The organism is Thiocapsa imhoffii, from assembly GCF_016583985.1.
GTDB lineage: Bacteria > Pseudomonadota > Gammaproteobacteria > Chromatiales > Chromatiaceae > Thiocapsa > Thiocapsa imhoffii.
Genome location: NZ_NRSD01000041.1, coordinates 1 through 10,007, shown reverse-complemented (window position 1 = coordinate 10,007; position 10,007 = coordinate 1). Strand labels below are relative to the sequence as shown.

The following is a 10,007-nucleotide window of genomic DNA, read 5'->3' as shown; positions in this document are numbered from 1 at the left end:
GAAGTTCGATCTCATTACCCAAACCATAAGCATGATGAATCGGCTTGCCACAACGGTGACACTGCGTTCCTTCTAGGGTACTATGAACGTCAATTCTCAACGTTTTACGTTCACCTAAAACCACCCGGTCAATTGCGAGGTCAGGAAGATTTAAAAGGGCCTGAATCGTATCATTATCGAAAGTCATCATCAAAAGCGCTCGAATGACATTTTAGCGGAGCGCCGCCATCAAGTAACTGATTTATATGATAACATGACCCCCTGAGATCCGGGAGAGCCAAAGCTCACTCCCAATACTTGGAATTTACACTTTGATCAGACATCCTGGTCCTAGGTCGAGCCGAACGACTGGGCGTTGCCCGAACTTGATCATGATAGGGGGCGCCCGGGGCAAGGGTTGCATCCCATTCTATACCTGCGCCGCACCTCCGAAACGTGAGGATCTTGTGTGCCGCATGGAACCCCGGGCTCCTTCTCACAGGGCTGCGCCGGAGAACCTACGATCGCAATTGGCACGGCAGGTGTTCCCAGTATGCGTGTACTCTATCCCCGCCTCGCAAAACAGAACAGATGTTTGAGGCGCACCTGAAACGCGTATCCCCGCTCATCGCCAAGGAGATCGACAATGACGAAAACCCGCCTGTGCAGTCTGACCATCGCTGCCGCTGCACTGCTCGGCCACTTTCCGGCGTATGCCGCCAAACCTGCGATCTCCGCAGCGGAGATCGACGCCTTTCTGCAGAAATGCACGTTCATCGACATCCCCTACGAGGCTTCGGAGCGCCTCCAGGGGGTGTCGATCCGGGGCATGAGACCGACGCGCTACATCATGGCTGCTTCCGGGGAGGGTGATGTCTGGGGATTCGAGTTCGATATCAGCGTTGCCGAGTTCAAGCGCAGAGCACCGGATCTCGCCGGACGCGTAGAAATGCCGATCCCTTCGGATGAACGTGCATACATCATCGCTCAGTACCGCGAGCTTCAGGAGCCTTTCGATGAGTCCGAGCCGCTCCGGCTGGTGTGCCGCAGCGAGTCCATCGAGGGAGACGAAGAGCCGTAGGTCATGCATACCTTTGTCGCCCGACTGGCGGCACTCGCGCGGACGTCGTTGCCCAACTGTGGATGCATCCCGAGCAAACCTCGACCACGTTAGACCTGATGGGGGTGTTCACGGGTCGGAACGGTGCTACAGCATCCGTACTCGCCGCCCGTTCATCGCCCGAGACGGTGGTGAGGAGCGAGCATTCATATCATATCTGACCTTGACTAACGAAAGGAATCTTCTGATGGCATCAATCACCGATACCCCGATCACATCAATCGCGCAAGATCTTCTCCAGATCAAAACATACAGCGACGCACTGAGTGAGTTCATAGCCGAAAGCGATACTCCCATAACCATCGGGCTTCAAGGAGAATGGGGAACCGGGAAGACATCGCTTATGGCGATTCTTTTGGAAAACCTCTCTTGCCAAAATATCGCGACCAGTTGGGTCAACACCTGGGAGCACAGCTTATTTCGAACGTCGAAAGAAGTGACTCCAAAAGTATTGAAAAGCATGCTGGAGCAATTGGAGAAAAGCTGTAGAGATCGCGGTGTTTGGGAGAACACGGACGAAATCGACAAGGCGATAAAAAAGGTTGGTCGAATTCTCGGCAATGTTGCCAATCAGATGATTACCATGCAAACCGGCTTGGACGTACTTGGCGCCGCGAATCTGAAAAGCCATCAAGCCGAAGGCGACATTGCAGAAATAAAAAAAGACATCACGCTGATTATCCAGCGGCTAGTTTCCAGTGCTGAAAACCCAATCGAAAAGGTCGTATTTTTCGTCGACGATCTAGATCGTATCCCGCCAACAGTAGCAGTGGAATTATTGGAAGCATTAAAAAATATTTTTGACATTCCGTACTGCGTTTTCGTTCTCGCGATCGACTATGACGTCGTGGTGAAGGGTTTGGAAAGTAAATTTGGTCCGAAAACAGATAAGAACGAAAGGGAGTTCCGTTCTTTTTTCGACAAGATTATTCAAGTTCCGTTTTCAATGCCCGTCGGCATCTATAGCATGAAGACGTTCCTTGTCGAAAAACTGAAGAATCTTGGGGTGAGTGTTGCCGCAGGTGACGGAGCAAAATACGCAGAGATTGTGAGATTTACTACTGGCTCGAACCCTCGAAGTCTAAAAAGGTATCTCAATTCGTTCAGTCTGACAAACAAAGTGCGGGCGCGTCAATCCGACGAAAACGCCGTTAGCAACGATCTGATGCTATTTGCGCTTCTTGGGATTCAGGTATCGTTTCCACAGATTTTCCGGCTTATCAGTCAAGAACCTAATTATGTGGAATGGGACAATGCTCTTGCAGCAAAAAGAAATATCGACTTAGAGCAAATTGAGCAACAACTGAATGTTCACAAGGGTAATGAGTTAGTCGACGAGCTATGGGAAAAAATCGTCTGGGCGACTTGTCAAAGTGATCCCTATCTGAAGGTACGATCCTTAGAAATTCTTGAGCTTATGAAGCTGCTGCGTGAAGAGTTCGCTGACAATCTCTCAGAACAAGTTGAGCGTGCTCTGGATTATGCAGCGATTACCAGCGTCGACGATGATGCCGAAGCAAAACTATCCACTCAAAAGATTGGCCATAAGACCGTTTTTAATTCTCTCGAAGACAAGCTTGAACAACTAGCTCGAAACCAGGTTCCGGAACAGGCTATCGCTGTTTATCGAAGCCTTGTCGAAAGATTCATGGCGGAAAAAAATCAGTACCCCAATCTATCGATTACCATTGCGAAAACCCAAACCAGTATCTCAAACACGGACATTAGGCAAGGGAAAGTCATTCTATACATCAGCAATCCCGGCAAACGAGACCATGCTCCTAATATAGGTTTGGTGGGCAAGTTTGTGGGTCCTTGTTACCCAACAGTCTTGCAGGCAATCACGGCGCGAGGTGAGATTGATGAGAGTAAGCTAGAGTCTCTTGTTTTCAAAGACAAATGGGGTAGTATGGGTATCAAAGCGAAGCTTAGGCAAGAGGTTTCTGCAGAACTTTATAAAGAGGTTTTTGATCTTCTGGTTGAACACGTGATTGGATGTTGCGCTAAGGGTTTCGATGCTGTTGAAAGGACCGTTCCTGTGTCCCTTGTGGATGATCAATAAGACTTCGTCAACTTGAGCCGGCACCGGGGTATGGGTGAAGTTCTTGCGGCGGAGTAGTGGTCGCCGAACCCTGGCAGCATCTTGGCCAAGTCTAAGGGCAGGTGGGACCGTTTGCAGAACTAAACGAGTATGAGGATTCACGAAACTTCGCGCGCTTGAAGGCAGGGTTATTCCTCGTTTCCCTTTTAGAATGCTCTCGACAACGGTGCAGCCGGTTGGACGCCGTTGAGGCGCGCCAGTTTCGGTGATGCCGTAGGGTTGAGGACGTTCCGGCCACGGCATTACCCAGCGCCCTCCAGAGCAGTCAGAGCGTCGCGACCAAGCCCGCAACCCATATCGAGAATCTGGATCCGAGCGATCAATCCCGCGTGGTGCGGGCGGCGCCATGCTCACATCGACGGTGCCCAGGACGAAACCGTCGTCGGTGCCTCCGCGGGCGTGGTGAGTTGACTTCCCCGGCTGAGCGCCGGGGAATGCCCGCGCGGCTCTACGCGGGACCGAGGGGCGGGCATGTCTTCATGCGTTGCGAGCGGGTCGAAAACCTATGTGGCGAGGTACTTAACCCCCATTGACGGTCCGGTCAGATATCTCATGACCAAGGATCGGATCGACAACGCGATCTCTGCCGTGTTCAAAGACGCCGATCACTCACCACACAATAACGCGCCAAACCTATCCCGATTGATCGGACCCTGAGCGCGACAAAGCGATTCGACCTTTTCCTTGCTCATAATTGCGGGGTTGAACATGTTGACGTCGGCCAGCTCCACCATTGCCAATCCATACTGTTTTTCCGTCCTGGCGCGCTCATGACAGGGAAGATAGGCGTTCTGGTAGGCATCATTACAGGCTTGTCGGGTCATCGGTTGATGTCCGCAAGCTGCTAAGATGTCGTCGCGTGCCCCACTGCCACTGGCGCCGACGTACCCACTGGCATCACCTTCACGCTGCCCACGCGCCACAAGATCGTCGAATACCTGTGACCGGCAGACTTCCCACGAGGCCGGGCTCCGCGACGCCATGATCGAGTCCGGTGCCATCGGCAACGTGGTTACGCACCCTAGAAGAGCAATCGGAGCAGCCGCGGCGAGGATCGCCAGAGTCCAACCCGACTTTGGCCGGTCTCCTGAAGACACTCTCACCGACATTTTCGTTGGATCTTTTTTACTGAACATATTCATTGACCTCGGTTTTCTAGATCTAACGACTTCTCCACTTTCTGGCGGTAAGATGCCGCCGGACCCGTTACATTCGGTTGTTGACCAAGAGCGATTTGCTGTCCCGATCATCGTTTGGTCCACCTATCCGGCGGGAGCAAGTCGTCCCGGCGTAAAGAGCTGATTAGCAAACTAGGATCGCAGCTTTTCTTACGCTTGCACGGGGTTTTGGGCCAAGCAATGATCAAGGCCGATGGTCGCGCATCACCCACCGCCCCACTTTTCTATATCGTTGATGTCGCGGTCAACTCTGAGGTGGATCTCCTCGCGGCGGGCATGGAGGAGTTTGTTCCGACAAATTCGGTATTACTCGACTCTGGCCAATCTTAAGCGGCTGCCGCGAGCTGATTCAGCAGGCGATTGAAGCGCTTGGACGAAATTTGGACCTTCTGCGCCTCGGGCATTGAGTTGAAGCAATTCCCCTCGGCCAAGATCGTCCGCAGCACCACGACTAGGCAATCCTCGACGCCTGGGCTGGGAGGTTCGCTTTATGGCCAGCGCAGATGCGTCTGGTGCCCCCCGTTTTTCATCAAGAGCCCAGACCGCGGAGATGCGTTGAGCCCGTCTTTCACCTGTGCTAAGAAAGGTACATAAAGGAGGTTATGGCCTACTCAGGGGTTTCGCGCAGGGTCGCGTTAGATCTGTCTCCGGCGTCGGGGCTCGAGCCGCTCGGGCCGGCGGTCTTGGGAGGGGGGTCGGATTGCAGCCAGGGGTGCGAGGTCGTTATACAGCTCCTGACGAAGCTCCGGTCTCCAACTGCACGAGCCTCACCCGCAACTGCGCGATCTGCGCACTCTGAAGGGTTCCGCGCCGGCCATTGCCGCGTCCCGCGCGCATCCGTCCGCCACCGCAGGGGCCACGTCCACGCCCCTGACCTAGCTCCTGACCACGACCGCGTCTGGATCCACGTCGCCCCGTTTCGTCTTGCAGCGGCATATGTTGCTCCTCGTCGATCGCGGACCTGTGGGCCGGCTCCCGCCTCGGCGGCCTCGGCTCGGCGCCGCACGGTCTCGACACCCGCGGCCCGGCGTCCGGACTCGCTTGCGGGTCAGACGGGCTTCGGCACGAGCGAGGGGAACCGAGGACACGCCGGCACCGATCGTCCGGCGTGTAGAAAGCGCGGTTAGCCGATCACCCTCAACGGGCCATGATCATCGCAGTGATCCCCGTGCGGGTGATGGAGATGGCCTTCGACCAGATAGTCGACATGATCCCCGTGCGGTACCGCCTCGTGCCCGCAGCCGGGTCCATGCACGTAACCGGCGTCATGACCTCCGCAGTGATGCGCAGGCGTGCATTGATCGGGATTGGCCGCAGTCACCGGAATGACGTGCTCGTCGATATGGTCTCCATGCGGATGATGGAGATGCCCGTCGTGCAGGTAATCGACGTGGCCGTCGTGCTCGACCGCCGTGTGCCCGCAACCGGGGCTATGTTCATGATCGTGATCGGGGTGTTTCTGGCAGCTCATCGAAGTCGTCCTCCTGAAGGGGTTGTCACGGCGTCGCAAACCGCTCCTCCGCGTGTTCCAGTGCATTGTTGAGCAGTCTCGCCACATGCTCTTCGGCGAGCCGGTAGTAGATGTGTCGGGCCTCGCGGCGCCTGTGCAGCAGACGGGCACCATGCAGAGCCTGTAGCCGCGCCGAGACGGTGCTGAGTTTGTCCTGTTCGCGGACCAACTCGCCCACGCAACGCTCGCCGCCCTGAAGCATGGCCAGAAGGCGGAGACGCTCCGGATTACCCATTACCCATGGCCCGGAACAACTCGGCCGCATGGCCCAGAAGCGTGGTTGCCGGGATGTCGGGGATCTCGGCTGATGGGTGTTCGCAGAGCGGCATCAATTACTCTTATATTCCATGTAATACTGGAATGTAGACCATCTCTCTCCAATCCATCAGTGTTCCCGCCTATCCCATCACCCGGAGAACCCCGATGAACTGGAAGACCGCCTACCGCTCCTTCTACTACGCGCAGGCGCCCGAGCCCGCGGACCTGGATCTGAACCCGGCCGAGACGGCGCTGCTGTGTATCGACGTGCAGAACCTCTATCTGGAGATCCCGGCCGATCCGCAGGAGGCCGCACGCTGGTTCCCCTTCCATCGGCGCATGCGCGAGATCGTCATCCCGACCACCCGTGGGCTGCAGGACGCCTTTCGCGCGAAGGGGATGGACGTGATCCACGCGCGCATCGCCTGCCAACTCGAGGACGGGCGGGACCGTTCGCTCAGCCAGAAGAAGCCGGGCTGGAACGCCCTGCTGCTGCCCAAGGACAGCGCGGCGAGTCAACTGGTGCCGGAGCTTGCGCCGCACCCCGGCGAGATCGTGGTGACCAAGACCACCGACAGTGCCTTGACCGGGACCAACCTGCGTCTGATCCTCGCGAACCTGGGTATCCGCAACGTCGTGCTGACCGGGATCTTCACCGATCAATGCGTCTCCTCCACGGTGCGCAGTCTCGCCGACGAAAGCTTCAACGTCATCGTGGTCGAGGACGGCTGCGCCGCCGGCACCGACGCGCTGCACCGGCGCGAGCTGGAGATCATCAACATGATCTACTGTCAGGTGATTGGCAGCGTGGAGCTGCGGGACATCATGGGGCTCTGAGGGGCACGCGGCCATGCGCTCGCGCGCGTCTCGTCATCTCATTGCGGCGAGGACACGAGGATGAATCCGAACCGCGCCCGGATCGGCTGCGCCCTGATCCTGATCCTGCTGGGGTGCTGCATGGCGAGTCAGGCGGCGACGCCGGCCACGAGCGAGACGATCACCACCCCGCCGCCCGGCAGTCGGGAGCGGGGCGCGATCCTGGATGCCGTGCGCGCGGAGCTGACGCACCTGACCGGACCGGATCTGGTCTTCGTCGTCGCGGCGCTGCGGGTCGGCGCGGGCTGGGCCTGGGTCGAGGCCGCCCCGCAATCGCGCGACGGGACGAACCGTTACGAGGATGTCACCGCGCTCCTGCAGCGCCGGGACGGACGTTGGGCGGTGCAGGTCCTGGGCCCCTGCGATGCCGAGGACGACCCGGCGGCCTGCGCCGCGGACAGCGACCCCGTGCGGCTTCTGGAGCGCTTCCCGACGCTGCCGCCGGACCTGGTGCCGCGCGCCGGCGCGTCCGGCTCGTTTAGCGCTCCACCGTGACCCCGCGCCAGAAGGCGATATGCTCGGCGATCCGCGCAGCCGCATGTTTCGGTTCGGGATAACGCCAGGCAGCGTCGACATTGCAGTCATTGCCGACCAGGATATGGAAATAGTGCGCTTCGCCTTTCTTCGGGCAGACGGATCGCCGCTCGCTCGGCTCCAGTAGATCCTGTCGGACTGATGCGATGGGAAAATAGACATAACCGTCCATCTCCTGGATCTGCTCGCTCTCGGCGATCACGCATTCTTTCCAAACTGCTTTCACCATGCTGTATGCCTTCGGTGGGTGGTGGCCGCTCACGGGTAGCCCGGTGGAGCGGACGGGGATGAGCCGCGCGGCTCGGCATCCTATCGGCGAGGTTCGGTTGTCACGTTCCGCTCAACCCTCCGCCGGCTTGCGTCCCACGATCTGCACGACATGACCGCGACCCTGATGGTAGCGCCCTTCGAAGACCTCGCGCTCGCACTCGCGTGCGACCTCGAACACCAAACCGGCGATCTCGTCGTCCAGGGTGGCGAGGACCATAGTCATCTCGGCCACGCCAGAGTGCGACTCCGGCGCGCGGATCGCATCCGGCCTGCGCCATTAGATCGCGGCCGATGCGGTTGGCCTCGCGCTCGTGGGTGCGGCTGTAGGGCAGCAGCAAGCCATATTCGGCGCCGAGCAGGGCGGTCGCGAGCAGGAGCGGTCCAAGGAGGACGCGCAACGGATGGGGGCGGCGAGTCGGCATGGCGTGACGTCGACGATATAGGATATCGAGGGATATGGTCGCAGATCGGGCGCCGCGGAACAGTGCTGTTGGATGACGGCGCGCCAGTGCCTGACGCTGGTCAGGGATTTCAGACGACGCACGTCGCTTCGGTGAGCAGCGGGTGCCTTGGTTTCCCGTGAGGAGGCGATTGGTCAGGGCCATCCGCAACGGATTGGCCCGCAAAAACCGGTGTTGACTCTGGAGACGCGGATGAATGCTGCACTCGGACAGCTGTCAGTCGAGTTGCCGGGGTCGGCGACGGCTTGGCCCCAGGAGCGGTCACTGGCCCATCTGACCTGAGCTTCCGGTCAACGCGCTTTGCGGACGCTGGCGGTCACGCCCCTACCGGCTGCGTACGACCGACACTTTCAATTAGTAGCTGTCTATCATGCTAGTAACAATCCCCCGGCTTTGCCGGGGGATTGTTACTCAGTATGCACGCGAGCAATAATGGGCCTTTTCTCTGTTCCGATGTTTTGCCATCGCTGCATCTTCGCGTCGTTTTGCCCCTTCTGGGGCTAACGTGATCGCCAAACGGACGAATACTGAGCCATGCTCATGCCTAGAAAAGCCGGCACTTGAAGGCGCAGTATGCGCTCAGGCTGAGCCGTTTGTTTGCTGTTATTAGAGAGCATTTAAGAGCGAATTCGACTCTGATAATAAACGTTTCCGCTCGTCAATGTCTTTCGTAGATTTCAGCTTGTGGTATATCTCGATATGGCGCTGCCGGATGTGTTGCAATTCATGTGAGTCATACTGCTGACGCAGCCATTGAACATCAGCTTCCGTTATGGAGTCTGTCACTTCCTTGGGCAAATAGCCAAAATATTCAATATTCTGATCGCTTGATGAGTGCCACATATCGTATTCTTCTATTTCGCGGCCAAGAAGCTTCGGTATGATGTACAAATTCGACAGCATCGTTTCCGCCAGCATCTTTTTTGCTTCCAGTTGATCTCCCATTCTCCGTAAACTTAAAGCCCAGCATAGTTTCTGGATTGGTTCTCCTATATCATCTGGAAACTCTTTTTCATACCATTGAATATAATCTTTCGCCTCCCGAAGATCATTCAATACGAAATACAAAGAAAAGAGCAAGTATCTCTTTCCTGAACCATCATCCACATAGCCGAATTTTTTCTTCTCCTTTAATAAGGAGGCTTTGTAGCTCATTATTCGGCTTCTTAATTTCTTTTCTGTTTCTGGGAAGTCGTACATTCTGCCGATTCCTGTTGCGGCTAGGATTGATCGGAAGAACGGTCCCGATATTGCGGGCACGATAGGCCGGTACTGGCTCTCCCGGATCTCAGGGGGTCATGTTATCATATAAATCAGTTACTTGATGGCGGTGCTCCGCTAAAATGTCATTCGAGCGCTTTTTATGATGACTTTCGATAATGATACGATTCAGTCCCTTTTAAATCTTCCTGACCTCGCAATTGAACGGGTGGTTTTAGGTGAACGTAAAACGTTGAGAATTGACGTTCATAGTACCCTAGAAGGAACGCAGTGTCACCGTTGTGGCAAGCCGATTCATCATGCTTATGGTTTGGGTAATGAGATCGAACTTCGACATTTGCCGCTACTCGAATACCGAGTGCTGTTGATCTTACGTCCTAAGCGCTATCAATGTCGCTCCTGCGAAGGGCATCCAACGACAAGTCAAACCCTGTCATGGTATACGCCACGTGCCTCAGTCACAAAAGCTTTCGAGCAACAGATGCTTTTGGAATTGATC

At 56.5% G+C, this 10,007-nt stretch carries 11 protein-coding genes and 2 pseudogenes; 6 read left to right on the top strand and 7 right to left on the bottom strand.

Translation table 11 applies throughout. From position 1 onward, the window contains the following. Positions 1 to 190: pseudogene (locus CKO25_RS19805) on the bottom strand (hypothetical protein); the annotation flags it as partial. A 435-nt stretch (positions 191 to 625) separates the two neighbouring features. Here CKO25_RS19805 and CKO25_RS19800 point away from each other — a divergent pair. Together CKO25_RS19800 and CKO25_RS19795 are read left to right on the top strand one after the other, a co-directional pair. After that, complete coding sequence (locus CKO25_RS19800; protein WP_200389679.1) at positions 626 to 1,060, top strand: hypothetical protein; 435 nt, start codon at positions 626 to 628, stop codon at positions 1,058 to 1,060. 226 nt (positions 1,061 to 1,286) lie between these two features. Beyond that, positions 1,287 to 3,161 carry a KAP family P-loop NTPase fold protein gene (locus CKO25_RS19795; RefSeq protein ID WP_200389678.1) on the top strand — a complete coding sequence of 625 codons (1,875 nt, stop codon included), beginning with the start codon at positions 1,287 to 1,289 and terminating at the stop codon, positions 3,159 to 3,161. A gap of 644 nt (positions 3,162 to 3,805) precedes the next feature. Here CKO25_RS19795 and CKO25_RS19790 read toward each other — a convergent pair. Next, positions 3,806 to 4,342: a hypothetical protein gene (locus CKO25_RS19790; RefSeq protein ID WP_200389677.1), complete on the bottom strand. Its 537-nt coding sequence runs from the start codon at positions 4,340 to 4,342 to the stop codon at positions 3,806 to 3,808. Positions 4,343 to 5,525: 1,183 nt separating this feature from the next. Between CKO25_RS19790 and CKO25_RS19785 the strand changes: the two genes are divergently transcribed. Further along, a complete protein-coding gene (locus tag CKO25_RS19785; RefSeq protein ID WP_242467768.1) occupies positions 5,526 to 5,921 on the top strand; it encodes a hypothetical protein in 396 nt (131 codons plus the stop codon). Here CKO25_RS19785 and CKO25_RS19780 read toward each other — a convergent pair. Next, a complete protein-coding gene (locus tag CKO25_RS19780; protein ID WP_200389676.1) occupies positions 5,875 to 6,123 on the bottom strand; it encodes an ArsR/SmtB family transcription factor in 249 nt (82 codons plus the stop codon). The genes CKO25_RS19785 and CKO25_RS19780 overlap by 47 nt on opposite strands. 188 nt (positions 6,124 to 6,311) lie before the next feature. Here CKO25_RS19780 and CKO25_RS19775 point away from each other — a divergent pair, with 188 nt between their 5' ends. Further along, positions 6,312 to 6,983 (top strand): cysteine hydrolase family protein, encoded by a 672-nt coding sequence (locus tag CKO25_RS19775; protein ID WP_200389675.1) that lies wholly within the window; start codon positions 6,312 to 6,314, stop codon positions 6,981 to 6,983. Between the two features lie 60 nt (positions 6,984 to 7,043). Beyond that, on the top strand, positions 7,044 to 7,517 hold the full coding sequence (locus CKO25_RS19770) for a hypothetical protein (protein ID WP_200389674.1): 474 nt from the start codon (positions 7,044 to 7,046) through the stop codon (positions 7,515 to 7,517). Here CKO25_RS19770 and CKO25_RS19765 read toward each other — a convergent pair. From CKO25_RS19765 to CKO25_RS19755, 4 genes and pseudogenes are all read right to left on the bottom strand, one after another. Continuing rightward, positions 7,501 to 7,785, bottom strand: coding sequence for a DUF427 domain-containing protein (locus CKO25_RS19765; protein ID WP_200389673.1), 285 nt, complete (start codon positions 7,783 to 7,785; stop codon positions 7,501 to 7,503). The genes CKO25_RS19770 and CKO25_RS19765 overlap by 17 nt on opposite strands. 111 nt (positions 7,786 to 7,896) lie before the next feature. After that, a complete protein-coding gene (locus tag CKO25_RS19760) occupies positions 7,897 to 8,058 on the bottom strand; it encodes a hypothetical protein (RefSeq protein ID WP_242467769.1) in 162 nt (53 codons plus the stop codon). A gap of 13 nt (positions 8,059 to 8,071) precedes the next feature. After that, positions 8,072 to 8,248: pseudogene (locus CKO25_RS21415) on the bottom strand (M48 family metalloprotease); the annotation flags it as partial. Between the two features lie 645 nt (positions 8,249 to 8,893). After that, positions 8,894 to 9,487 carry a hypothetical protein gene (locus CKO25_RS19755; RefSeq protein ID WP_200389672.1) on the bottom strand — a complete coding sequence of 198 codons (594 nt, stop codon included), beginning with the start codon at positions 9,485 to 9,487 and terminating at the stop codon, positions 8,894 to 8,896. Between the two features lie 163 nt (positions 9,488 to 9,650). Here CKO25_RS19755 and CKO25_RS19750 point away from each other — a divergent pair. Further along, a partial coding sequence (locus tag CKO25_RS19750) for a transposase family protein (protein WP_200389671.1) occupies positions 9,651 to 10,007 on the top strand: 357 nt, incomplete at its 3' end.